Below are 22,105 nucleotides of genomic sequence, written 5' to 3'. Positions count from 1 at the left end.
CCAGCTTGACAGCGCCACGGTGTATTTGCCTGAGGAGGCCGTCGGGTGGTGGTCGCGGCCGTGGCCGGCGACGTCCGTCGTCGTCACGCGGGCAGGCCGAGCCGGTCCCGCAACGTCCCGGCCGTCGGCGTCGTCGGCAGCCGGCCGCGCCGGCGTAGCTCCGGGCTGACGCCGTCGACGAAGTCCTCGACCGAGGATGGGTACAGGGCCGGCATGATGGCGAACCCGTCCGCCGCACACGAGTCCACCAGGTCGCAGAGGTAATCGGCGACGGTGGCGGGTGAGCCGGTGGGCTGTGGCTTGAGCTGGCTCATCGCCTGCCGGAACGCGAGCCCCCGGACCGTCAGGTCCTCGGCCCGGGACGCCCGGATGAGCATCTCCTCGAAGCCGTCGCTGCCCGTCGCGCCCCGGTGCGCCTCGATCAGGGCGACGGCGTCCCCGTCCGGGTCCACCGTGGCCGGGTCGGCGTGGAGGAGCCGGGCGAGGATGGTCAGGACCTCGGTCTCGTCGAGGAAGGACTCCAGCTCCGCGAGCCGGTTGCGCGCGCCGTCGTCCGTGGCGGCGACGACCGGCTGGACGGCGGGCAGGACGAGCATCGCGTCCGGGTCACGGCCCGCCGCGCGCGCCCGCTCGCGCAGGTCGGCGCGGAGGGACCGCATCGTGTCGGGGCTGTCGGCGACGACGAAGACCAGCTCGGCCCAGCGCGCGGCGAAGGTCCGGCCGCGCTCGGAGGCGCCGGCCTGCATGAGGACCGGTCGGCCCTGCGGGCTGCGGGGCAGGGTGATGGGTCCCCGGCTGAGCTGACGGCCGCCCCGGTCGGGCACGCGCGAGACGAGGTCGGGGTCGGCGAAGACGCGGGCGTCGCCGTCGAGCCGGAGCGCGTCCGGCGACCAGGTCGCCCACAGGTCGAGGACGGTGCGGACGACGTCGTCGGCGTGGTCGTAGCGCTCGGCCTTGCCCGGGATCGCCGCCATCCCCATGTTCCGCGCCTCGGCGTCGGTGGTGGAGGTGACGATGTTCCAGGCCGTGCGGCCGCCGGAGAGGTGGTCGAGGCTGAGCATGGTCCGCGCGATGGCGTAGGGCGGGAGGAAGGTCGTCGACATGGTCGCGCCGATCCCCAGGTGGGAGGTGGAGGCGGCGACGACGGAGGCGACCACGACCGGGTCGAGGTAGATCGTCCCCTTGCCGCCGGTGCGGACCGTGGTGGCGTAGCTGCCGGTGCCGTCCTCGGGGATCGCCAGCGCGTCGGGCATGAACATCATGGCGAAGCCGCCGCGCTCGAGGGTGCGGCCGAGGTCGGCGTAGAAGCGCGCGTCGAACCAGTCGGTACGCGCCAGCGGATGACGCCAGTTCTCGGAGTACTGGCTCGTCGGCGGGTTGACCATCGCGACGAGCGGGATCTCACGCGAAGAGCGCACCGGGGCCCTCCAGGTGACCGAGCCACGCACTGGCCGAGACCACCAGGGCGACGACGGCGCTCACGCCGGCGAACATGAGCCAGTCGGCCGCGGTGACCCGGACCGGCCGCCAGGTGGTGCGCGGGGTCAGGCCCAGGCCCCGGGACTCGAGCGCCTGCGCCATGCGCTCGCCCTTGCGGACCGAGACCACCAGCAGGGTGAAGATCACCCCGGCGAGGTGGTGGGGTCCGCGCGGCGCAACCGCGCCGTCGGTCGCGTCGGGGCGCAGCGGGGCGCGGACCGTATGGGCTGCCCGGATCGTCGCCCACTCGCGCGGCATCTCCTGCAGCATGCGGTAGCCGGCGAGCACGGCGTAGGTGATCCGCGGGCCGAGGCGGGCGTTCTGGTGGAGGCTTGTCATCAGGGCGACGCCGTCGGTGGAGAGCAGGAAGCCGATGGCGAGGATGCCGATGAGCAGCGTCCGGGCGGCGAGCGCCCCGCCGATCTCGAGGCCCTCGACCGTCACGCGCAGCGGACCGCCCTGCCACAGCACCTCCCCGGGCCGGGCCAGGGTGTTGACGATCAGCACGCCGAGCGCGAAGAGCACGAACGGCACGTGCGCGAGCGCCAGGGTGCGGGCCGGGGCGCGCACTGTGGCGGCGACGCCGACCAGCGCGAGCAGGTAGAGGACGGCGGGCGTCACCGGGTCCAGCAGGAACACGGCGACGACCGAGATCGCGAGGAGCAGCGCCAGCTTCACGGTGGGGTTGCGGCGGGCGAGGGGCGAGTCGGCGACCGCCGGCGCGGTCAGGGTGCTCATCCGGCCACCTCCTGCCGAGAGCAGGCTCCCGCGCCAGAAGCAGGTGCTTGGGCGCCTGCTTCTGGCGCAACTCGCTGCTCTCGGCGTCCGACGGCGTCGTCCAGCCGGCGCAGCACCGTGCGCAGGTGGTCGCGGTGGTGCTCGAGGAGCAAGGAGACCAGGGCTGGGAGCCGCAGGCCCGCGCGGGCGAGGGTCTCGCCGTCGCGCAGCACGTCGGCGGTCGGGCCGTCGGCGAGGACGCCGCCCTCGCCCAGCACGACGACACGCGTGGCGAGGGAGGCCACCAGGCGCAGGTCGTGGCTCACCAGCACGACGGCACCACCGGCGTCGGCGACGTCGCGGAGCGTCTCGGCGGTGGCGATCGCGTCGCGGCGGTCGAGACCGAGGGTGGGCTCGTCCGCGAGGAGGACCGGCCGGTCGTGGGCGAGCATCGCGGCCAGGCTGACGCGGCGCTTCTCCCCGCCGGATAGCCGGAACGGGTTCTGGTCGGCGAGGTGGGTGAGGCGGTGTCGCTCGAGCTGCCGGTCGACGATCGGCTCGCTCCTGTCCGCGGCCAGGCCGTGAGCGATCTCGGCCCGGACCGTGCTTGCGACGAGCTGGTGCTCGGCGTTCTGGAACACCAGGCCGGAGCGCGGCCCGGTCACCGTGCCGGTCCGCGGCCGCAGGAGCCCGGCCAGGGTCAGCAGGAGTGTCGACTTCCCGACGCCGTTCGCGCCGAGCACGGCGACCACCTCGCCGGCCCGGACCGTGAGGTCGATGCCGGTGAGCAGCGGCGGCGGTTCTGGGTCCCGGCGGCGCCGTCGGCCCGTCGACCGGGTGACGGCAAGGCCGCGCGCGGCCAGCACCGGCTCGTCTGCCTCCGCAGCCTGCTCTCGTGAGTCGGCGGCCAGCGAGTCCAGGAACGCGACGTTCTCGCGGTTGCTGAGGCCGCCGTCGGCCCCGGTGAGCGCCCGCAGCTCGGCGTCCAGCGGCAGCCAGCAGCCGGCTGCGTGCAGCCGTGCAGCCTGGTCGCGCAGGACGACGGCGGTGGGGCCGTCGGCCAGCACGGTCCCGGACTCGTCGAGCACGAGCGCCCGGGCGGGCAGCCCAGCCGCCCCGTCGGCCCTCGCCCACTCGTCGAGCCGGTGCTCGACCAGCACCACCGCGGGGCCGTAGCGCTGCACCGCTTGGACGAGGGCACCGCGGACCGCGGCCACGCCGTCGGGGTCGAGCATGGAGGTGGGCTCGTCGAGAAGGAGCACGTCCGGCTCGGTCACCAGGGCGGCCGCGAGCGCCACCCGTTGCGACTCCCCGCCCGAGAGCGCGGCCGTCGCCCGCCGCCGCAGGTGGCCGGCGCCGACCGCGGCGAGGGCATCGCCGATGCGGCGGTCGATCGTCGAGCGGTCGGCCGCGTGGTTCTCCAGCGGCAGGGCAAGCTCCTGCTCCACGTCCGGCAGGCACACCGCCGAGGAGGGGTCCTGCGCCACCACGCCGAGGTACCGGGACCGCTCGACCACGGTGGTCGCCGCCGTCGTCGTCCCGGCGACGGTGACCTCGCCGTCCAGCTCGGCGTGGACCGTGTGCGGGACGACGCCGGTGATCGTGTGCAGCACCGTCGACTTCCCGGACCCGGACGCGCCGAGGATCACCACCTGCTCGCCCGGCGCCAGGCGCAGGGAGACGTCCCGCAGCACCGGGGTGGCGCGGCGCGGGAACCGGACGCTGACGCCGTCGAGCGTGACGACGGGCGGCCCGGGCGGCGTCGTCATCGGTGCGCGGCGCGGCCGATGGCGAAGTTGTCGACGACGCCGGTGCGCGCCAGCGCGTCGACCACCACCTTGGCGAGCAGGCCGCCGAGGACCACGCCGGAGACGCACTGCATGATCAGACGCAACGGGAAGATGTCCTGCCCGTACCAGCCGGAGCGGAAGGCCGAGTAGAAGAACACCAGGAAGGCGCCGAGCAGCCCGGACAGGGCGAAGACGCCCCAGCCGAAGCGGCGGTACCGGATGAGCGCGAACGGCAGCTCGCTGCCCGCGCCCTGGATCGCGGCGGCGAGGATCAGCAGCGGCCCCACGGGGGAGCCGAGGAAGACGACCTCGATGACGGAGGCGATGACCTCGGCGATGATGCCGGCGAACGGGCGCCGGATGATCGCGATGGCGATCGGCGCGACGATCAGCCACCCGCCGAGCAGGACGTGCTGCGCCAGGTCGCCAGCCGGGCCCATGAGCACGGCCAGGCCGTTCCACGCCTGGACGAGCGCCCAGTAGACGAAGCCGAAGACGACGCCCAGCACGACCATGAGGACGAGGTCCTTCATGGCCCAGCCCTGGCGGGCGCTCGGCGTCCGGCCGGTGCGCGGCGCGCCGGCGCCGACGCTGCCGTCGCCGGTCTTGTCGGTGCTGGTCATCGCTCAGCCCTCTGCCTGGCTCGGCGAGCCGACCGAGATCGTCAGGTGGGTGACGGCGTGCGGGACGTGGGCCCCGACCTGAGCCCACGCGTCGACGGCGGTGGCCAGCACCTCGGACACGTCACCGGTGAGCTTGGTGGCGTAGTGGTTCGGCAACGCCGCCGTCCCGCGATCGTGGGCGGCGGCGATGGCGGACTCGATGTGCGCCATGTGGTCCCCCGCGTCGCTGCCGCCGTCGAGCAGCGGGTACAGCGACCACTGGGCCGCGGCCCGGATGCCGGTCGGCTCCAGCTCGACGGGCGCCGGGCTGGGCAGGCCGGTCACCGACAGGTCGCAGGCGACCTCGCCCGGGCAGCCACGCGAGAAAAGCGCGTGGGCGACGACGTGCCCGCCGCCGGAGCGGCGGTAGGCCGCCGGGATGACCGCGGACAGGTAGGCGGCCAGGCGCTGCTCGGCGGGCCAGTCCTTGGCGCCGACGTAGGTGCTGACCTCGTCGGTCTCACTAACCAGGCCCTTGGTCAGGCCCGCCGCCGCGACGTCGGCGAGCGCGCCCAGGATGACGTCGACGAAGTCGTCGGTGTGGGGATGGATGCTGAACCGCAAGCCGATCCCGAGCTCGGCCGGGGTGGCGCCTGCGGTGGTTCCAGCGGTGGTCGTGGCCGGCCGGCTCGGCCGGGTGGTCGACGTGCTCATCACGGTCCCTCTCTCGGGCCCGAGGGTACCTCGACGAGACCCGCCATCGTCCGACGACGGCGAGTGCCCTGCTCCCTACGCCGGTACGAACCGGATCAGGTGTACGGGTCTGCGGACTTTCCGCACTCTCAGCGCTCTTCCCAGCGCTCCCCGGGGGTCGGTGACAAAACTAGTCAGGCGGCGTTCGGTTGTCCACACGGCGTTCGTCAAGCGGTGCCACGCAGGTCATCTGGTCGGGACAACTCCCACCGAGTGGGTAAGTAGCCGGTGAGCCCTCGGGCCCTCCAGGAGCACCGTCCCATTCAGCGATCCCCTTGCGGACACATCGTCAGACAGGCGCGCGGCCAGACGTGCTGGCCGAACCGACCCCCAGTCGAACCGCCGTAGGCCATGTCGACTGAGACCTCCGACTGCATGACTATGCACTCACTGGGAGACCTCTCAAACGTCCCCATCTGCCGCCAGGAGCGTGGTCGCACGCTATTGCCGCCAGGAGCGTGGTCGCACGCTATTGCCGCCAGGAGCGTGGTCGCACGCTATTGCCGCCAGGAGCGTGGTCGCACGCTATTGCCGCCAGGAGCGTGGTCGCACGCTATTGCCGCCAGGAGCGTGGTCGCACGCTATTGCCGCCAGGAGCGTGGTCGCACGCTATTGCCGCCAGGAGCGTGGTCGCACGCTATTGCCGCCAGGAGCGTGGTCGCACGCTATTGCCGCCAGGAGCGTGGTCGCACGCTATTGCCGCCAGGAGCGTGGTCGCACGCTATTGCCGCCAGGAGCGTGGTCGCACGCTATTGCCGCCAGGAGCGTGGTCGCACGCTATTGCCGCCAGGAGCGTGGTCGCACGCTATTGCCGCCAGGAGCGTGGTCGCACGCTATTGCCGCCAGGAGCGTGGTCGCACGCTATTGCCGCCAGGAGCGTGGTCGCACGCTATTGCCGCCAGGAGCGTGGTCGCACGCTATTGCCGCCAGGAGCGTGGTCGCACGCTATTGCCGCCAGGAGCGTGGTCGCACGCTATTGCCGCGTACATCTCAGACCTGTCGCGTCCGTGTCTCTTGGTCGACGTGACTACCTCTCCGTGGACGGCTGGCTCGGCGCTGTCCATCCAGTCTGCCGGCGCCAGGCTCGCGGCGGTTCGTACTCGTCGTCCCAGGGCATGGGCGCGTATGACCGACATGTCGGCTGACGTGGTCCGGGCCACGGATCGCCGAACGAACGTCGGCAGGCGCGGACGTTGCCCACGTTGGGGTTGCGGGGAATCCGAAAGCGCGGCGGCTTCAGCGTTGCTCCGTAGTCGAACACTGCCCCGTCGAGAAGAGGCCCGGCGGTGGGTGACACGAAAAGCCATGCGCCTGGGCAGCCGTATCGGGCGTCCTGGGCTACGGCGTCGGATTGTGGGTCCACCAACGCGAAGACGTAGGTGGTTCCGCAACAACCGCCATCCTCTAGATCGATTCGCACGGCCCCGCCGAGATCTTCAATGGCCTGGATCGCTGACTGGGACACCTGGAACGGCGGCAGGACGATCACGTCATTCATACGCACTGCGTACCACCCAGCACCGACAAGGCGACCCTCGACCTCGCGGGTGCCGTCAGTCGGGACGCACTGCCATGCCGCTGGTCGCGGATGCTCCGGGGCCGTTCGCCACCCTTGGGACGCCAATGCGTCAAGGGCTGAGGCGCCGAGGAAGAAGAGTAAGCAGAGCCCGATGACGAGGGGGATCGCCTATTTGACGGACATCGCTCACGGCTGTGAGCCCGACGTCTCTACCCTCAGGCAGCCGTTCGTCAGCGACGGCGACAGCGATGGCATCCTCGGCCATGGCGTGTCAGCAGCCCTAAGAGTTGGAACTCCACCCCTGCTCCACGCTGAGACCCGGAAGTTGGTCGCCGCGCATCAGGGGACATGAGCAAGCGCACCCCATTCACTCAAACGGTTGTCAGAAGGCAGTTCGAGTCGTTGGCTGAGGCAGCAGAACGGACGGGCTTGAGCACCTACACCTTACGCCGCAGGATCGCCGAGGGGCGGTTGCCGGCCTACCGCAGCGGGTCACGCATCATCCGAGTGGACCCTCAGGACGTCGACCGTCTGCTGACGCGCATACCGACCGTTTCGAGACACAGCTAAAGCGAGATCTCCCGGCTCAGCCGTTCGGTCAATGCCCTGTCTCGCGCCGCGGTTGCATGCTGGTACCGGAGCGCCACCGTCACGTCGGTGTGGCCGCCCCGATGCAGCAGCTCGGCCAGAGTGGCCCCTTGGACGGCGTAAGCGCTCAACCCGGTATGACGAAGGTTGTGAAAATGGAAGCTGGGTCGCCCCGCCGTGTCCCGGGATTCTCGCCAGTACCGGTCCAGGGTGGACTGGCTGACTCTTGCGCCTCGCGGACCACACAGAACGGGGTCGGTCGGTTTAGGGCCTGTGTACCTGTCCAGATGCGTCACCAGCAGGGGGAGCAACGCGGCGGGGATGGCGATGCTTCTGACGCTGCCGGCCTTCGGTGGAGTGAGAGCCCCAGCCTGGCTGTTCCATTGACGACGAACATGCAGGGTGGCCCGAAGGGGATCCTCAAGGTGCTGCAGGTCCCGTCGTTGGAGCCCCAACACCTCTCCCATCCGTAGGGCACACCATGCTGCGAGTGGCACCGCGAGCCGCAGGTGCTCCGGCATAGCCTCGGTGAACGCCCTGACCTCGTCCGGGGTCGCGACATCGCCCTGCTCGTCCTCCGGCCGGACCCGACGGTGTTTCGGTGCCTCGGGGAACGTGAACGCTGTCAGTCCACCCGCGCCCGTTTTGACGGCTGCGTTGATGCAGGAGCGAAGGACGATTGCCGTGTTGGGCGCGATGCCGTTGCGCCGCGCACCGGCGTGCCGCTTGCTGGGCAACCGGGCCAGGGCGGCCAGGTGCTCGGCCACGCGCTCGGTGGTCAGGTCGACGAGCCGCACTTCTCCGAGCTGAGGGACGATGTGATTCTTGAGCACGGATCGGTAGGCGACGATCGTCCCCCCGGACCTCTCCGGGTTGGCCTCCAGCGCGGCCAGCCACTTCTCGGACCACTCACGTAGCGTCATACTCTCCGCCGCCTGACGCTCGGCTTCGGCTTGATGTGCGGCGCGACGGGCGGCAGGTGGGATAAAGATGCCTCGCGCTGCGTCGGCCCTGGCGATGCTCAACGCAGCCTTGGCATCCGTGAGCGTGTCGTAGACACCCAAGGAGTGCGTCTTCCCGTCGTGGTTCATCCGCACCCGGTAGCGGTCGCGGAAGCGCACGATCCCCTGCGGCAGTTGACCCTTGGTCTGGCTGGTGCCCACAATGCCCACCTCCCGACCACCACCCTGTGGTGTGTCAGCTGTGTGTCAGTTTCGGTGCTGACACCAGCCTACTCCTGCTCACACCTGCACAACGTGAAAAGCCCCGGATTCCGCGCCGTGACGCGGAATCCGGGGCCTGACCTGGCGTGACGTGGATCACGCCAACCCGCTCCGGGTGAGTGACGGGACTTGAACCCGCGACATCCGCGACCACAACGCGGCGCTCTACCAGCTGAGCTACACCCACCATCGGTGCCCTGCGACCGCAGCCGCCTGGACAACGCCGACCATCCTACATCGTGCACCGGACTGCTCCGAACCGCGTCGGCCGTGATGCAATGCAGAGCATGAACCGAGGCGCGATCTCCGAGTCAGAGGCGATCGACATCGTCCGGGCCGAGGCCCGACGGCTGCTCGTGCTCGGCGCCATGGGCCTGCTGGTGGCGGTGCTGCTCTACGTGGCCGTGAGCGTCCTGTGGCTGGAGCGTCCGGTGGGTGAGGCCGCGAGCCGGGCGCTGCCCCTGATGGCTCTGGTGGCGGTGCTCGCGTACTTCGTCCAGATGCCGCGCTGGGTCCGTGCCCGGCAGACGCGGGTGACCAGGGCGACCGTCGGGCACCTCACCGAGGACGAGATGATCCTGCAGGGCGGCCCACAGGGAGACGTGAGCGTGGTCCTGCCCCGGGGCACGACCGGCTTCCGGCGTGGAGACCGGGTGTGGGTCTCCCCCGACCTCCAGCCTGCCCAGACGGTCGCGGTGGTCGTGCCTGCGCACGTCACCGCGTCCCGCCCGGTGATCAACGCCCGTGCCCAGTCCACCCGGCGCTGACGCCCGCCGGGACTGCTGGACGAAGCTCCCTCAGTCCTTGCCCCGACCCTCGAGGCCGACGTCCTTGCCCTGCTGACGCAGCTCGCCGGCGGCCGTCATCCGCTGCTCGCGCGCATCCTGGACCAGGTCGGCCTGCTTGGCCTGCTTCTTCTCCGTGCCCTTGATGTCCCGGGGCGGCAGGAGGATGTCCTCCTCCGCCGGCATCCCGGCGGCCAGCTCACGGCCGCGCTCGAGCTCCGCGTCCAGCTCGGCGCCGAGGACCAGCACGTTGTTGATGATGAAGATCAGCAGCAGCAGGATGATCACACCACCGATGGCCCCGTAGGTGGCGTTGTAGCTCTCCTCGCCACCGAAACCGGTGAGGTAGAAGAAGAACCCGGCCGCCGCCAGGATCGCCACGATGACCGCGAGCGCGGCTCCGGGCGAGAGCCACTTGAAGGACGGCTGCTTCACGTTGGGGGTGGCCCAGTAGAGCACCGCGACCATCAGCATGAGGATGAGCACGATCACCGGCCACTTGGCGATGTTCCAGACCGTGTTCACGGTCCCGGAGAGGCCGATCGCGCCGAAGATCGCCTCGGACACGGCGCCGGACAGGGTGACCGAGAGGATGATGGTGACCACACCCAGGAGCAGGAACAGGGTGACGCCCAGCAGCCACGGACGCAGCTTCCAGACCGGCCGACCCTCCTCGACCTCGTAGACCTTGTTCATCATCCGGCTGAAGGCGTTGACGTAGTTGGAGGCCGACCACAGCGCGCCGAGCAGACCCACGACCAGCAGGATGCCGGCGCCCTGGGACTCGCCCATGCTGGCGATATAGCTCTTCACCGTCTCGAGCGTGTCCTGCTGCACCCCCAGCTCCCCGCCCAGCTGGTCGATCACCTCGTTGATCGCACCGTTCTCCTCCCCGGCCGCGGACTGCCCGAAGAAGGACAGCAGCGTCGACAGCGCCAGGATCATCGGTGCCAGCGACAGGACGGCGAAGTAGGTCAGCGCCGCCGCCAGGTCGGACCCCCCGTCCTTGCCGAACTCGGAGATCGTGCGCTTCAGCACGCTCTTCCAGTCGGACTTGGGCAGGTCGCTCGGGTTGTCCGGGGCGTTGTCCTTGGCCCGGTCGAACTTCCCGTCGTCCTTGCCGCGTTCGATGGTGTCCCGATGCTGGCTGTCACTCACGTCCAGCAGTCTGACACGGGGATGCAGAAGGGGCAGGCCCGAACCGGACCCGCCCCGTGCTGCTGTCGTGCGATGGTGCGCCCACAGGGACTCGAACCCCGAACCCGCTGATTAAGAGTCAGCTGCTCTGCCAATTGAGCTATGAGCGCGCAACAGCGAACGACTTTACCACCGGTGCGGCCGCACGACGAATCCGCGGGTCCGGCGCAGGGGATCACCCCGTGCGGACCAGCACGTCCGCCCGCTCCCGCGTCCGGTCGGCACCGAAGAGGACGTCCTCCTGGGCGGCCCACCGTTCCCAGTGCGGGCGGTAGCTCTCCCCGTCCCTGGCCAGCCCTCGCCGCATCCGCTCGGCCCGCTCCGCCTCCACCCAGACCGCCACCGCGACGTACCGCGCCGCCGGCCCCACGCTGCTGCCGCACCCCTCGACGACGAGGAGCTGCGTGCTCGGCACCTCGACCTCCTCCGCCCAGCCGTCCCGGTGCCAGTCCCAGCGCCGGTATGCCGCCCGCTCCCCCCGGGCGAGCGGCTCCAGCACCTGGGTGGCCAGCAGGGCGGGCGCCTCCACGAGCCCGTCCCAGCCCGGGAAGAGATCGTCCATGTGCACCAGCGGGGCGTCGAGCCGCGCGGCGACGGCCGTGCCCAGCACCGTCTTGCCCGAGCCGCTCGGACCGTCCACGGCGACGACCAGCGGCCCGCGCGAGGCGGCGGCATACCCCTCGGCATACCCCTGCTCCTGCCCTGCCTCACCCGCCCGTGCCTGCCGCCGCCGCACGGCGGCCAGCACCCGGGCGACGTCATCCTCGTTCGCCTCCACCGCGCCACCGTAGCGGCAGGTCACCGGACCACCCCAGACCGTGATCCGCCTTGACGGATACGTCAGGATGGTGGCCATGCGCGCGCTCGTCAAGCCCAGCGCCGGGCCCGGCCTGGTCCTCACCGATGTCCCCGAGCCCTCCCCAGGACCGGACGAGGTGAAGATCCGGGTGCTGCGCGCGGGGCTGTGCGGCACCGACCTGCACATCGAGGCCTGGGACGACTGGGCGGCATCCATGCTCGTGCCACCGCTGGTCGTCGGGCACGAGTTCTACGGCGAGATCGTCGAGCTCGGCGAGGGGGTGCCCGGTGACCGCTACGGGCTGCAGGTCGGTCAACGCTGCTCGGTCGAGGGTCACGTGATCTGCGGGCGCTGCCGCAACTGCCGCGCCGGGCGCCGCCACATGTGCGTCAACACCTCCAACCTGGGGGTCAACCGCGACGGCTGCTTCGCCGACTACGTGGTCGTGCCGCACAGCAACGTCTGGGTCCAGCCCGAGCTCATCGACCCGGACCTGGGTGCCGTCTTCGACCCGCTCGGCAACGCCGTGCACACCGCCCTGTCCTTCCCGCTGGAGGGCGAGGACGTGCTCATCACCGGTGCGGGGCCGATCGGCGTGATGGCCGCGGCGGTGGCCCGGCACGCCGGCTCCCGGTATGTCGTGGTGACCGACGTCTCGGCACCGCGCCTAGAGCAGGCGCGGGCGGTCGGTGCCGACCTGGCCGTCGACGTCTCCCGCGAGCGGGTCGCGGACGCGCAGCGGCGGCTGGGCATGACCGAGGGTTTCGACGTGGTGCTGGAGATGAGCGGCAGCCCGCACGCGATGAGCGAGCTCATCGACAACTGCACCCACGGCGCGAAGGTGGCCATGCTGGGGCTGCCCGCCGAGCCCTACGCGATCGACTGGGGCAAGGTGATCACGCACATGATCACGCTGAAGGGGATCTACGGCCGGGAGATGTACGAGACCTGGTACAAGATGACCGCCATGCTGCAGACCTCGGAGCTGCTGCGCGACCGGATCCGCTCGGTCATCACCCACCGCTTCCCCGCCGAGCAGTGGGAGGACGCCTTCGCGGCCGCCCGCTCCGGCGAGGTCGGCAAGGTCATCATGGACTGGAGCTGAGGAGAGAGACATGTATGGAGTCAAGGAGCAGCTGCGCGCGGAGCTGGCCCAGATCGAGGCGGACGGGCTGACCAAGAAGGAACGGCTGATCACCACGCCGCAGAGCAGCCACATCGCCACCACCCAGGGCGAGGCGCTGAACTTCTGCGCCAACAACTACCTGGGGCTGGCCGACCACCCCGAGATCGTCGGCGCCGCGCGGGACGCCCTGGACGAGTGGGGCTTCGGGATGGCCTCGGTCCGGTTCATCTGCGGCACCCAGACCCAGCACCGCGACCTCGAGCGGGCGATCGCCGACTTCGTCGGCACCGAGGACTCGATCCTCTTCCCCTCCTGCTTCGACGCCAACGGCGGCATCTTCGAGGTGCTCCTGGGCGCCGAGGACGCGGTGATCTCCGACGAGCTCAACCACGCCTCGATCATCGACGGTGTCCGCCTGTCCAAGGCGCGGCGGTTCCGCTACCAGAACCGCGACCTGGACGACCTTCGGGCCCAGCTGGAGGCCGCGCGCGAGGGCGAGGCCCGGCGCATCCTCATCGTCACCGACGGGGCGTTCTCGATGGACGGCTACCTCGCCCCGCTGGCCCAGATCTGCGACCTGGCCGAGGAGTTCGGTGCGATGGTCATGGTCGACGACTCCCACGCCACCGGCTTCGTGGGCGAGAAGGGCCGCGGCTCCCACGAGGCCTGCGGCGTCATGGGTCGGGTCGACATCATCACCAGCACCCTCGGCAAGGCCCTCGGCGGCGGGTCCGGCGGCTTCGTCGCCGCCCACCAGGAGGTCGTCGACCTGCTCAAGCAGCGGGCCCGGCCCTACCTGTTCTCCAACGCGGTCGCCCCGACCGTGGTCGCCGGCTCGCTGAAGGCCATCCAGCTCGCCCGCGACTCCGACGAGCCCCGCCGCGTGCTGCGCCGCAACGCCGAGCTGTTCCGGCAGCTGATGACGGAGGCCGGCTTCGAGCTGCTGCCCGGCGAGCACGCGATCGTGCCGGTGATGTTCCCTGGCGAGGACGGCGCCCGCACGGCGAGTCAGATCGCCGACGCCATGCTCGTCAAGGGCGTCTACGTCATCGCCTTCTCCTACCCGGTCGTCCCCCGCGGCCGGGCCCGGATCCGGGTGCAGCTGTCGGCCGCGCACTCCGAGGACGACGTCCGGGCCTGCGTCGACGCCTTCATCGCCGCGCGCGACGAGGTCGGCTGACCCTCTCCCCAGGTGGCCTCGCTGTCCGGCTCAGCCCCGGTTGAACAGCCTGCGCAGGCTCCCCAGGGTGAGTGCCGTCGCGGCGACCCCGCCGAGCGCCTTGGCGATGTTCTCGTAGCGCGGCTCCCCGTCAGGGTCAACGACCTTGTCCTTGGCCCGGTCGGCGACGTCCTGGACCCGGCCCTGCACGTCGGCGATGGCCTTGGCCTTGAGGGTCTGGGGGCTCACCCGGTAGGCCAGCTCGTCGACGGTGCGCGCCAGCCGGTTGCGGGTCGCGGCGATGTCGGCCTCGATCTCCTTCATGGAGCGGTCGGGCTGCGTGTCGGCCATGTACGGGTCCTCCAGTGGAGAAGATGAGCGGTCCGTTTGAGACGATAACCCAACTTGCCCCAAGACGACTCTCGGAGGTCACCCCCATGTCCCGACTCGAGCCCGGCCAGCCCGCCCCCGCCTGGAGCCTGTCCGATGCGGACGGCCGGACGGTGAGCCTGTCGGACTTCGCCGGTCGCAAGGTGATCATCTACGTCTACCCCGCCGCGATGACCCCCGGCTGCACCACCCAGGCGTGCGACTTCCGCGACAACGAGTCCGTCTTCCAGCAGCACGGGTATGCCGTCGTGGGCGTCTCCCCCGACGCACCGGAGAAGCTGGCCACGTTCGCCGAGAAGGAGTCGCTGCCCTTCCCCCTCCTCTCCGACCCCGACAAGGAGATGCTCACCGCCTACGGCGCCTACGGGGAGAAGAAGAACTACGGCCGGACCGTCGTCGGCGTCATCCGCAGCACCTTCGTCATCGACGAGCAAGGCGTGGTCGAGCTGGCGAAGTACAACGTGCGCGCCACGGGCCACGTGGCCTCCCTGGCCAAGCAGCTCAAGGTCGACCTGCCGGCCTGACCGACCAAGCGCACAAAACTCACCGACCAAGCGCATGAAACTCACGTGCGGTGCGTGCAGACGGTGCCTCCGGTCGGTGAGGACGGTGCGTCCGGTCGGTGAGGACGGTGCCTCCGGTCGGTGAGGACGGTGCGTCCGGTCGGTGAGGACGGTGCGTCCGGTCGGTGCGCTCGGCGGGACTTGAACCCGCACACCCGAAGGCACAGGAACCTAAATCCTGCGTGTCTGCCAGTTCCACCACGAGCGCGTGAGGGTCAGCCTAACGACCCGTCGCCCGGCACCCGTCGAGGCGTGCACCCGGAGGGCGCACGCACTAGCCTCCGAGGATGGAGACCGTTCCCCAGCGCCGCCGTCCTCTCCTCGCAGTCGCCGCCTGCGGTCTGGCCCTCGCCGCGACGAGCGCCTTCCCCGCCACGGGCTCCCCGCACCGGTTCGTCTATGACGCCCTGGGCGACTCGTTCGCCGCGGGCTCGGGTGCGGCGGCGGCCCAGGACGACTGCGGCCGCACCGACGTGGCCCACCCGCACGTCCTCGACGGCCGGATGCGGATCGACCTCGACGACTTCGCCGCCTGCGCCGGCGCCACGATCCCCAGCATGCTGGCCACGCAGATGACTGCGTTGAGCCCCGGCACCGACCTGGTCACGGTCTCGATCGGGGGCAACGACATCGGCTGGTCGGCGGCCGTCACCGCCTGCCTGGTGGGGACCGAGGCGCAGTGCGCCCAGGCCGTCCAGGGCACCTCACAGACGATCGAGCAGCAGCTCCCGGCCGCCCTGGACACCGCCTACACCCAGGTCCGTGCCGCAGCCCCGGACGCCCACGTGGTCGTCACCGGCTACCCCCGCCTCTTCTCCCCCGAGCACGGCAACTTTATCCCCCTCCCGCAGCTGTCGGCGACGATCTCGGTGACCGAGCAGGGGCTGCTCAACGCCGGCGCCGACCTGCTCAACACGGTCATCGCGGACGCCGCAGCGGACCACGGCTTCGAGTTCGTGGACGTGACCGGCAGGTTCACCGGTCACGGGGTCAACGCCCACGACGCCTGGCTCACCGGCCTGGACCAGCCCGTTCCCCTGCACCCGACGGCGGAGGGTCAGCACGCCTATGGCGTGGCGCTGCGCTCGCAGATCAACCCCAGCCGCCTGCGGTGACGCCCACCGGGCCACCGGCCCGCGGTCACGCGGACGATCACCGGAGCAGGACCCCTCCCCTGATGGTCACGGTGGCGTCGCCGCCGACCCAGACCTCCCCAGCCTCCCTCTCCACGTGCACCCGGCCGTCGCGACGCAACCGCGAGCCTTGCCCCGCGACATACCGCTCGGGCAGACGCCCTTCGCCGATCAGCCACTGCGCCAGCCCGGCGTTGAGGCTGCCGGTGACGGGGTCCTCCATGAAGTCGGCGCCGTCGCCGTAGAAGGCCCGCACCTCGACGTCCTTGCCCGCCGCCTCGGGGTCTGGCCAGCGGCCGACGAGCCCCGCCTTGAGCTGCCCGCTGAGGTGCAGGACGGGCTCGACGGCCAGCACCTCCTCGGCGCTGGCCAGCTCGATCCCGACCCAGCCGGGGCCGTTGTCGACCCAGGCCATCCGCAGCACCTGCTCCTCGCTCAGGCCCAGGGCCTGCCGCACCCGGGCGGCGTGCTCGGCGTCCACCGGCCCCGAGCGCAGCAGCGGCGGCGCGGCGAAGGCCAGCCGTTCGCCCCGGCGCACGGGCACCAGCCCGACCCCGCACTCCTGCACGACCCGGTCGGGGTCCCGCGGCACCCCGCCCGCCTCCAACCAGGCGTGGGCGCTGCCCAGGGTGGGGTGGCCGGCGAACGGCAGCTCGCCGCCGGTGGTGAAGATGCGGACGCGGTAGTCGGCGGCGGGGTCGGTCGGGCGCAGCAGGAAGGTGGTCTCGGACAGGTTGGTCCAGCGGGCGAACCGGGCCATCGTCTCCTCCGACAGCCCGTCGGCGTCGTGGACCACGGCGACCGGGTTGCCGTGCAGCCCGCTGCCGCTGAAGACGTCGACCTGGGAAAAGCGCAAGGTGGTGGGCGGGGTCTGCGTGGTCATGCCGTGCATCCTCGCACCACCGGAGGAGACCTCCGCTCACACCAACTGCAGCCCCACGGCCGGCACCCCGGGGGCGACCACCTTCCAGTCCCGACCCCACGAGCGGGCCTCCCCGATCACGACGTCGGCCAGCTCGCGCGTGGTGAGGCAGAGCACGGTCGGCCCGGCGCCGGAGACGACCGCTGCATGGCCGAGCGCCCGCAACGTCTCGACCGCTCCCATCGTCACCGGGTAGACCTGCCGCCGCTGCTCCTGGTGCAGCCAGTCCTCCGTCGCGTCCAGCAGCAGCGCCGGCTCGGTGGTGAGGGCGTGCACGAGCAGGGCGGCCCGGCCGGCCTGGCGGATCGCATCGGCCCTCGCAACCTGCGGGCGCAGGACGGAGCGGGCCAGGGCCGTGTCCAGGCGGCGACCGGCCGGGACCAGCACGACGGGGACGACGTCCGGGTGCAGCGTCGGCCGCGCGGTCCGCACCACCTGCGGCGACGGCATCCAGGACACGGTGAGGCCGCCGTAGACGGAGGCGGAGGAGTTGTCGGGATGGCCCTCCGCCACCCCGGCGTGCGTGTTGACCAGCCCCAGGTCCGCCTCGGTGAGGTCCCCGCCCCGGACCAGGGCGAAGCCCAGGCCCAACCCGCCCACGATCGCCGCGGCGGAGGACCCCAGACCGGCGGACATCGGGATGGTGTTGCGGCAGGTCAGCCGCAGCCCGTAGCCGTCCAGCCAGCCGATGCCACCGGCCTCCAGCGCCTCCCGGAGCCGCGTGGCCACCAGGTGCCGCTCGTCGGTGGGGAGCTGCCCCGCCCCTTCCCCCTCGAGCAGGACCTCGAGGTGACCGGGCTCCGGCAGCACCTGCACCGCATACTCGTCGTGCAGCCCGAGCGCCAGCCCCACCGTGTCGAAGCCTGGGCCGAGGTTGGCCGAGCTGGCCGGGACCCGCACCGACACCGACGACCCGGCCCGCAGGGCGAAGGTCATCCTCGGCTCACCCCAGCCCCAGCGCGTCGGCGGCGCTGACCACGTCGACGCTGACCCGCACCGGCTCGACCTCCTCGCCGTCGGCGTTGCGGAGCGCCCACTGGGGGTCCTTCAGACCGTGGCCGGTCACCGTGCACACGACCGTCGAGCCGGCGGGCACCAGCCCTGCGTCGTGCGCCTTGAGCAGCCCGGCGACCGAGGCTGCCGACGCCGGCTCGACGAAGATGCCCTCGCGGGAGGAGAGCAGACGGTGCGCCGACAGGATCTCCTCGTCCGTCACCGCGTCGATCAGGCCCCCGGACTCCTCGCGCGCCGCGACGGCCTGGTCCCAGGACGCCGGGTTGCCGATCCGGATCGCCGTCGCGACCGTCTCCGGCTCGTCCACGGGGTGACCCAGGACGAGCGGGGCCGCCCCGGCGGCCTGGAAGCCGAACATCCGCGGCCGCCGCGTGGCCACCGCGACCCCACCGGCTCCCGGGGCGTCGGCGTCGGCATACTCCCGGTAGCCCTGCCAGTAGGCCGTGATGTTGCCGGCGTTGCCGACCGGCAGGCAGTGGATGTCCGGGGCGTCGCCGAGCGCGTCCACGATCTCGAAGGCGGCGGTCTTCTGGCCCTCGATCCGGGCGGGGTTGACGCTGTTGACCAGCTCGACCGGGTAGGCCTCGGCCAGCTTGCGGGCCACGGTCAGGCAGTCGTCGAAGTTGCCGTCGACCTGGATGAGCGTGGCACCGTGCGCGATCGCCTGGGAGAGCTTGCCCATCGCGATCTTGCCCTCGGGCACCAGCACGCCGCAGGTCATGCCGGCCTTGGTCGCGTAGGCGGCGGCGCTGGCCGAGGTGTTGCCGGTCGAGGCGCAGATCACAGCGCGGGCACCCTTGCGGGCCGCGTCGCTGATCGCCGCGGTCATCCCCCGGTCCTTGAACGACCCGGTCGGGTTCAGCCCCTCGTACTTCACGTGCACCTGCGCCCCCACCAGCTCGGAGAGGTGCTCGGCCGGGATGAGCGGCGTGCCGCCCTCGCGCAGGGTAACGACCTGCTCGGTGAGGCCGGCCGGCAGCCGGTCGGCATACTCGGCGATCACGCCGCGCCACTGGTGCGCCATGGGTTCCTCTTCTGCAGGTGCCGTGGGGTCAGGGCAAGGGTATGGGGTGGGCCCCCACCGAGCGAACCGCGGCTCGGCAGGGGGCTGGGGCGTGGTCGGTCAGCTCGGCCTTCCCGAGTGACGCGGGTGTGCACGCCTCAAGGCGTCCGGGCGTGCACCGTCGCAGCAGTCGGTGAGGTGGACGAGCTGCTGCTCAGCCCAGGAGCCGCTCAATGTCTCCGGCCAGCTCGCGGAAGGCGGCGCCGCGGTGGGAGATCGCGTTCTTCTCCTCGGCGGTGTGCTCGGCGAGGGTCCGGCCGTCCGGACGGACCAGGAGCGGGTCGTAGCCGAAACCCTGGGTTCCTCGGGGCTCGTGCGCGAGCACCCCGCGGCAGGTGCCCTCACGGACCACCGCCGTCATGTCCGCCACCTCCGCCGTGTCGCCGGCGCTGGCGCCGGCGCTGGTCCCTTCCCGGCCGGGCACGACCAGGGCCGCGGCGCAGACGAAACCGGCGTCCCGGTGCTCGTCCGGCACGTCGGCGAGCTGGGCCAGGAGCAGCTGGTTGTTGGCCTCGTCCTTGGCGACTCCGGTCGCCTCGGCCAGCGGCCCGGACCACCGTGCGGAGAAGACACCGGGCGCGCCACCCAGGACGTCGACCGCCAGCCCCGAGTCGTCGGCGAGCGCCGGCAGTCCGGTGGCCGCGGCGGCATACCGGGCCTTGAGCAGGGCGTTCTCGGCGAAGGTGACGCCGGACTCGACCACGTCCTCCAGGCCCTCGAAGGCGTCCAGCCCGACCAGCTCGAGCCCGGTGGACCGCAGCACGTCGGCGAGGATGTCGCGCAGCTCGCCGACCTTGTGCGCGTTGCGGGTGGCCAGGACCAGGCGACGCTGGGTCACCACGTGGGCGGGCCGAGGTCGATGGCGGCGCCCGACTCGTGCGAGTCGGCCCCGCCCATGTCGTCCCCGCCGAAGGCCATCGCCTGCCGGGCCGTGAGCTCGGCGCAGCCCTCGGCCGCCAGGTCCAGCAGGGCGTCGAGCAGCTCCCGGTCGAAGGGCACCCCCTCGGCCGTCCCCTGGACCTCGACGAACCGGCCGTCCCCGGTCATCACCACGTTCATGTCGGTGTCGGCGTCGACGTCCTCCACGTAGTCCAGGTCCAGCACCGGCTCGCCCTTGACGACCCCCACGCTGACCGCGCACACGGACCCGGTCATCGGCTCCTTGCCCTTGGGGATCAGGCCCTTGGCGCGGGCGTTCTCGATCGCGTCGACCAGCGCGACGTAGGCACCGGTGATCGCGGCGGTGCGGGTGCCGCCGTCGGCCTGCAGCACGTCGCAGTCGATCTGGATGGTGTTCTCCCCCAGCGCGTCCAGGTCGACGACCGCCCGCAGGGACCTGCCGATGAGCCGGCTGATCTCGTGCGTGCGCCCGCCGATCCGGCCGCGGACCGACTCGCGGTCGGAGCGGGTGTGGGTGGCGCGCGGCAGCATCGCGTACTCCGCCGTCGTCCAGCCCTTGCCGCTGCCCTTGCGCCAGCGCGGGACCCCCGCGGTGAAGCTGGCGGCGCACAGCACCCGGGTGCGGCCGAACTCGACCAGCACGCTCCCCTCGGCATGGTCGAGCCAGTTGCGGGTGAAGCGGATGTCGCGGAGCTGGTCGGGCGTGCGGCCGTCGTGGCGGGTCATGCCCTTCAGGGTATGCGGTTCCCTCCCGCCGCCTCAGCCTGCCGCGCGGGACGAGACGGCATACCGTCGGGCTCATGGCGCAGAAGAACACGAAGGAGGACCCGGGCCCGAGCGTGAAGGACCCGGAGATGTACGAGGCCCTGCGGGACGACGGGGCGTCCAAGGAGAAGGCCGCCCGCATCGCCAACGCCGCCGCCAACAGCTCCCGCAGCGAGGTCGGCGAGCGCGGTGGCGACGCCGGCAGCTACGAGGACCGGACGGTGGAGGAGCTGCGCAAGCGCGCCGCCGAGCTCGACATCGAGGGGCGTTCCTCGATGACCAAGGACGAGCTCATCGACGCGCTGCGCAACCACTGAGCCCTCAGGCCTGCGGCTCGGGCCAGTCCGCCGGACGGGGCAGCGTGCGCAGGCCACGGTCCACGAGCAGGGCCAGCACGGCCAGCAGGCAGATCGCCCCGGCGGTCATCAGCGTCGGGGTGAGCCCCACCCAGGCCAGGCCGAGGCCGGCGATGACCGGTGAGAGCGGGACCGCCCCGGTGGTGAGCAGGGTGGCGCCGCTGAGGGCGCGCCCGAGCAGCCGGCGCGGCACCAGGTGCATGAAGTAGCTCATCAGGGCCGCGTTGCAGGCCGGGGCGCCGAGGGTGCCGACGAAGAGCACGGCCAGCGTGGGCCAGAAGCCCGGCACGAACGGCAGCGCCGCCACGGACAGGCCCGCCATCGCCATCCCGACCGTCGCGACGATGCCCGAGGGCACGTCCTGGACGATCCGGGCCGCGGCCACCGCGCCGAGCAGCATGGCCGAGCCGATCGCGGTGGTGACCAGGCCGATCCGGGCGGGGTCCAGCCCCTGCACGCCGAGCCCGTAGACCAGGGTGGTGACGCCGCTGGTCAGCCCCAGGTTGAGCAGCATCGCCACGCACAGGATCCGGCGCAGCACCTGCTGCCCCCAGAGCCAGCGCACCCCGTCGGCCGCCTCCCGCCAGGCCGAGCCGGCGGTCGAGGGGTCACGGTCGGGCCGGAAGTCGCCCCTGAGCGCCAGCGCGGACAGGGCGCTGGTGGCGAAGACCACCGCGGTGGAGAGCAGCGCGGCCACGGGGCCGAGGACGAGGAGCGCACCCCCGGCCGGCCCGGCCCCCAGCTGGACGGCGGCGTCCCGCGCCTGGTTAGCGCTGGAGGCGACCGGCAGCTGGGCGCTGCTGACGACCTGCTTCAGGGCCGCGTCGGAGGCCACGCCCAACAGACCGGCGCGGATGCCGGCGAGGGCGTTGAGCACGGCGAGCGCCGTCACCCCGAGCCCCGCGGCGTAGGCGAGCGCCATGAGCGCCACCAGCCCGGCGCCGAGCGCGCCGCTGAGGACCATGAGCCGGCGCAGGTCGTGACGGTCGGCGAGCACGCCGCCGAGCAGGGTCGTCGCCACCCGGGCGCCGACCCCGAGGGCGGCCACGGTCCCGGCCAGGGCCGGGTCGGCGGTGAGCAGGATGACGATCAGGGGCAGCACGAAGGACTGCACCTGCGTCGCGAGGCCCACCGCGGTGTCGGTGAGCAGCCAGGTCAGGTAGCGCGGTTGGCGCCACAGCGAGGGCGTTGCCGGAGGGGCGGGTCGATACATACCCGCAACATATATTGCGCAACTAGAATTGCGCAAGTGTTCTTGCGCA

22 protein-coding genes, 3 tRNA genes and 1 riboswitch are annotated in these 22,105 nt (G+C 71.8%); of the genes, 7 read left to right on the top strand and 18 right to left on the bottom strand.

Annotated elements, in window-relative coordinates; all coding sequences use genetic code 11:
* Positions 1 to 83 precede the first annotated feature (83 nt).
* Genes ESZ52_RS04120 through ESZ52_RS04100 form a run of 5 tightly spaced genes read right to left on the bottom strand, consistent with a single transcriptional unit; the run spans position 84 to position 5,302 of the window.
* Complete coding sequence (locus ESZ52_RS04120) at positions 84 to 1,418, bottom strand: NtaA/DmoA family FMN-dependent monooxygenase (protein WP_238154464.1); 1,335 nt, start codon at positions 1,416 to 1,418, stop codon at positions 84 to 86.
* Positions 1,402 to 2,217 (bottom strand): energy-coupling factor transporter transmembrane component T family protein, encoded by an 816-nt coding sequence (locus ESZ52_RS04115; RefSeq protein WP_131103820.1) that lies wholly within the window; start codon positions 2,215 to 2,217, stop codon positions 1,402 to 1,404. The genes ESZ52_RS04120 and ESZ52_RS04115 overlap by 17 nt, the downstream gene beginning before the upstream one ends.
* Positions 2,214 to 3,965 carry an ABC transporter ATP-binding protein gene (locus ESZ52_RS04110; RefSeq protein ID WP_131103819.1) on the bottom strand — a complete coding sequence of 584 codons (1,752 nt, stop codon included), beginning with the start codon at positions 3,963 to 3,965 and terminating at the stop codon, positions 2,214 to 2,216. The genes ESZ52_RS04115 and ESZ52_RS04110 overlap by 4 nt, the downstream gene beginning before the upstream one ends.
* A complete protein-coding gene (locus ESZ52_RS04105; RefSeq protein WP_131103818.1) occupies positions 3,962 to 4,609 on the bottom strand; it encodes an ECF transporter S component in 648 nt (215 codons plus the stop codon). The genes ESZ52_RS04110 and ESZ52_RS04105 overlap by 4 nt, the downstream gene beginning before the upstream one ends.
* A 3-nt stretch (positions 4,610 to 4,612) precedes the next feature.
* A complete protein-coding gene (locus ESZ52_RS04100) occupies positions 4,613 to 5,302 on the bottom strand; it encodes a YkoF family thiamine/hydroxymethylpyrimidine-binding protein (RefSeq protein ID WP_131103817.1) in 690 nt (229 codons plus the stop codon).
* Between the two features lie 53 nt (positions 5,303 to 5,355).
* Positions 5,356 to 5,465: riboswitch (TPP riboswitch) on the bottom strand.
* Positions 5,466 to 7,208: 1,743 nt separating this feature from the next.
* Here ESZ52_RS04100 and ESZ52_RS04090 point away from each other — a divergent pair.
* On the top strand, positions 7,209 to 7,430 hold the full coding sequence (locus ESZ52_RS04090) for a helix-turn-helix domain-containing protein (protein ID WP_131103816.1): 222 nt from the start codon (positions 7,209 to 7,211) through the stop codon (positions 7,428 to 7,430).
* Here ESZ52_RS04090 and ESZ52_RS04085 read toward each other — a convergent pair.
* The gene (locus ESZ52_RS04085) at positions 7,427 to 8,611 is read right to left on the bottom strand and encodes a tyrosine-type recombinase/integrase (RefSeq protein WP_131103815.1); all 1,185 of its coding nucleotides are present in this window, start codon (positions 8,609 to 8,611) and stop codon (positions 7,427 to 7,429) included. The genes ESZ52_RS04090 and ESZ52_RS04085 overlap by 4 nt on opposite strands.
* A 174-nt stretch (positions 8,612 to 8,785) precedes the next feature.
* A tRNA-His gene (locus ESZ52_RS04080) sits at positions 8,786 to 8,858 on the bottom strand.
* A gap of 100 nt (positions 8,859 to 8,958) precedes the next feature.
* On the opposite strand from ESZ52_RS04080, the gene ESZ52_RS04075 reads away from it, so the two are divergent.
* Positions 8,959 to 9,438 carry a hypothetical protein gene (locus ESZ52_RS04075; protein ID WP_131103814.1) on the top strand — a complete coding sequence of 160 codons (480 nt, stop codon included), beginning with the start codon at positions 8,959 to 8,961 and terminating at the stop codon, positions 9,436 to 9,438.
* A gap of 30 nt (positions 9,439 to 9,468) precedes the next feature.
* On the opposite strand, the gene ESZ52_RS04070 is transcribed toward ESZ52_RS04075, so the two are convergent.
* The 3 genes from ESZ52_RS04070 to ESZ52_RS04060 form a co-directional block, all read right to left on the bottom strand.
* Positions 9,469 to 10,614, bottom strand: a complete 1,146-nt coding sequence (locus ESZ52_RS04070) for a YihY/virulence factor BrkB family protein (protein ID WP_238154463.1) — start codon at positions 10,612 to 10,614, stop codon at positions 9,469 to 9,471.
* Positions 10,615 to 10,687: 73 nt separating this feature from the next.
* Positions 10,688 to 10,763, bottom strand: a tRNA-Lys gene (locus ESZ52_RS04065).
* 65 nt (positions 10,764 to 10,828) lie between these two features.
* Positions 10,829 to 11,509, bottom strand: a complete 681-nt coding sequence (locus ESZ52_RS04060) for a nucleoside/nucleotide kinase family protein (protein ID WP_131103813.1) — start codon at positions 11,507 to 11,509, stop codon at positions 10,829 to 10,831.
* Here ESZ52_RS04060 and tdh point away from each other — a divergent pair.
* Together tdh and ESZ52_RS04050 are read left to right on the top strand one after the other, a co-directional pair.
* Complete coding sequence (gene tdh, locus ESZ52_RS04055) at positions 11,508 to 12,557, top strand: L-threonine 3-dehydrogenase (protein ID WP_131103812.1); 1,050 nt, start codon at positions 11,508 to 11,510, stop codon at positions 12,555 to 12,557. The genes ESZ52_RS04060 and tdh overlap by 2 nt on opposite strands.
* Positions 12,558 to 12,567: 10 nt before the next feature.
* Positions 12,568 to 13,758: a glycine C-acetyltransferase gene (locus tag ESZ52_RS04050; protein ID WP_131103811.1), complete on the top strand. Its 1,191-nt coding sequence runs from the start codon at positions 12,568 to 12,570 to the stop codon at positions 13,756 to 13,758.
* Between the two features lie 30 nt (positions 13,759 to 13,788).
* On the opposite strand, the gene ESZ52_RS04045 is transcribed toward ESZ52_RS04050, so the two are convergent.
* Positions 13,789 to 14,088: a DUF3618 domain-containing protein gene (locus ESZ52_RS04045; RefSeq protein ID WP_131103810.1), complete on the bottom strand. Its 300-nt coding sequence runs from the start codon at positions 14,086 to 14,088 to the stop codon at positions 13,789 to 13,791.
* A gap of 86 nt (positions 14,089 to 14,174) precedes the next feature.
* On the opposite strand from ESZ52_RS04045, the gene bcp reads away from it, so the two are divergent.
* On the top strand, positions 14,175 to 14,651 hold the full coding sequence (gene bcp / locus ESZ52_RS04040; protein WP_131103809.1) for a thioredoxin-dependent thiol peroxidase: 477 nt from the start codon (positions 14,175 to 14,177) through the stop codon (positions 14,649 to 14,651).
* A gap of 165 nt (positions 14,652 to 14,816) precedes the next feature.
* Here the strand turns inward: bcp and ESZ52_RS04035 are convergent.
* Positions 14,817 to 14,898, bottom strand: a tRNA-Leu gene (locus ESZ52_RS04035).
* 79 nt (positions 14,899 to 14,977) lie between these two features.
* Here ESZ52_RS04035 and ESZ52_RS04030 point away from each other — a divergent pair.
* The gene (locus tag ESZ52_RS04030; protein WP_131103808.1) at positions 14,978 to 15,805 is read left to right on the top strand and encodes an SGNH/GDSL hydrolase family protein; all 828 of its coding nucleotides are present in this window, start codon (positions 14,978 to 14,980) and stop codon (positions 15,803 to 15,805) included.
* Positions 15,806 to 15,842: 37 nt separating this feature from the next.
* Here the strand turns inward: ESZ52_RS04030 and ESZ52_RS04025 are convergent, their stop codons facing one another.
* The 5 genes from ESZ52_RS04025 to rph form a co-directional block, all read right to left on the bottom strand.
* Positions 15,843 to 16,706 carry a PhzF family phenazine biosynthesis protein gene (locus tag ESZ52_RS04025; RefSeq protein ID WP_131103807.1) on the bottom strand — a complete coding sequence of 288 codons (864 nt, stop codon included), beginning with the start codon at positions 16,704 to 16,706 and terminating at the stop codon, positions 15,843 to 15,845.
* A 36-nt stretch (positions 16,707 to 16,742) separates the two neighbouring features.
* Positions 16,743 to 17,681, bottom strand: coding sequence for a homoserine kinase (locus tag ESZ52_RS04020; RefSeq protein ID WP_131103806.1), 939 nt, complete (start codon positions 17,679 to 17,681; stop codon positions 16,743 to 16,745).
* A gap of 7 nt (positions 17,682 to 17,688) precedes the next feature.
* Positions 17,689 to 18,783, bottom strand: coding sequence for a threonine synthase (gene thrC, locus ESZ52_RS04015; protein WP_131103805.1), 1,095 nt, complete (start codon positions 18,781 to 18,783; stop codon positions 17,689 to 17,691).
* Between the two features lie 193 nt (positions 18,784 to 18,976).
* Positions 18,977 to 19,663 (bottom strand): non-canonical purine NTP pyrophosphatase, encoded by a 687-nt coding sequence (locus ESZ52_RS04010; RefSeq protein WP_131103804.1) that lies wholly within the window; start codon positions 19,661 to 19,663, stop codon positions 18,977 to 18,979.
* Positions 19,657 to 20,448 (bottom strand): ribonuclease PH, encoded by a 792-nt coding sequence (gene rph, locus ESZ52_RS04005; protein WP_131103803.1) that lies wholly within the window; start codon positions 20,446 to 20,448, stop codon positions 19,657 to 19,659. Before rph ends, ESZ52_RS04010 begins: the two co-directional genes overlap by 7 nt.
* A 74-nt stretch (positions 20,449 to 20,522) precedes the next feature.
* Between rph and ESZ52_RS04000 the strand changes: the two genes are divergently transcribed.
* Complete coding sequence (locus ESZ52_RS04000; RefSeq protein ID WP_131103802.1) at positions 20,523 to 20,804, top strand: DUF7218 family protein; 282 nt, start codon at positions 20,523 to 20,525, stop codon at positions 20,802 to 20,804.
* Positions 20,805 to 20,808: 4 nt separating this feature from the next.
* Here ESZ52_RS04000 and ESZ52_RS03995 read toward each other — a convergent pair whose 3' ends face one another.
* The gene (locus ESZ52_RS03995; RefSeq protein WP_131103801.1) at positions 20,809 to 22,056 is read right to left on the bottom strand and encodes an MFS transporter; all 1,248 of its coding nucleotides are present in this window, start codon (positions 22,054 to 22,056) and stop codon (positions 20,809 to 20,811) included.
* Positions 22,057 to 22,105: the final 49 nt, after the last annotated feature.

Source organism: Ornithinimicrobium sufpigmenti, assembly GCF_004322775.1.
GTDB lineage: Bacteria > Actinomycetota > Actinomycetes > Actinomycetales > Dermatophilaceae > Ornithinicoccus > Ornithinicoccus sufpigmenti.
Note: the sequence above shows the minus strand (reverse complement) of the source record. Positions and strands in the feature narration are given on the sequence as shown.

Coding starts and splice junctions, on each gene's coding strand:
- ESZ52_RS04115 (WP_131103820.1), bottom strand. CDS start 2,217: ATGAGCACCCTGACCGCGCCGGCGGTCGCCGACTCGCCCCTCGCCCGC.
- ESZ52_RS04110 (WP_131103819.1), bottom strand. CDS start 3,965: ATGACGACGCCGCCCGGGCCGCCCGTCGTCACGCTCGACGGCGTCAGC.
- ESZ52_RS04105 (WP_131103818.1), bottom strand. CDS start 4,609: ATGACCAGCACCGACAAGACCGGCGACGGCAGCGTCGGCGCCGGCGCG.
- ESZ52_RS04100 (WP_131103817.1), bottom strand. CDS start 5,302: ATGAGCACGTCGACCACCCGGCCGAGCCGGCCGGCCACGACCACCGCT.
- ESZ52_RS04090 (WP_131103816.1), top strand. CDS start 7,209: ATGAGCAAGCGCACCCCATTCACTCAAACGGTTGTCAGAAGGCAGTTC.
- ESZ52_RS04075 (WP_131103814.1), top strand. CDS start 8,959: ATGAACCGAGGCGCGATCTCCGAGTCAGAGGCGATCGACATCGTCCGG.
- tdh (WP_131103812.1), top strand. CDS start 11,508: ATGCGCGCGCTCGTCAAGCCCAGCGCCGGGCCCGGCCTGGTCCTCACC.
- ESZ52_RS04060 (WP_131103813.1), bottom strand. CDS start 11,509: ATGGCCACCATCCTGACGTATCCGTCAAGGCGGATCACGGTCTGGGGT.
- ESZ52_RS04050 (WP_131103811.1), top strand. CDS start 12,568: ATGTATGGAGTCAAGGAGCAGCTGCGCGCGGAGCTGGCCCAGATCGAG.
- ESZ52_RS04045 (WP_131103810.1), bottom strand. CDS start 14,088: ATGGCCGACACGCAGCCCGACCGCTCCATGAAGGAGATCGAGGCCGAC.
- bcp (WP_131103809.1), top strand. CDS start 14,175: ATGTCCCGACTCGAGCCCGGCCAGCCCGCCCCCGCCTGGAGCCTGTCC.
- ESZ52_RS04030 (WP_131103808.1), top strand. CDS start 14,978: ATGGAGACCGTTCCCCAGCGCCGCCGTCCTCTCCTCGCAGTCGCCGCC.
- ESZ52_RS04025 (WP_131103807.1), bottom strand. CDS start 16,706: ATGACCACGCAGACCCCGCCCACCACCTTGCGCTTTTCCCAGGTCGAC.
- ESZ52_RS04020 (WP_131103806.1), bottom strand. CDS start 17,681: ATGACCTTCGCCCTGCGGGCCGGGTCGTCGGTGTCGGTGCGGGTCCCG.
- thrC (WP_131103805.1), bottom strand. CDS start 18,783: ATGGCGCACCAGTGGCGCGGCGTGATCGCCGAGTATGCCGACCGGCTG.
- rph (WP_131103803.1), bottom strand. CDS start 20,448: ATGACCCGCCACGACGGCCGCACGCCCGACCAGCTCCGCGACATCCGC.
- ESZ52_RS04000 (WP_131103802.1), top strand. CDS start 20,523: ATGGCGCAGAAGAACACGAAGGAGGACCCGGGCCCGAGCGTGAAGGAC.
- ESZ52_RS03995 (WP_131103801.1), bottom strand. CDS start 22,056: ATGTATCGACCCGCCCCTCCGGCAACGCCCTCGCTGTGGCGCCAACCG.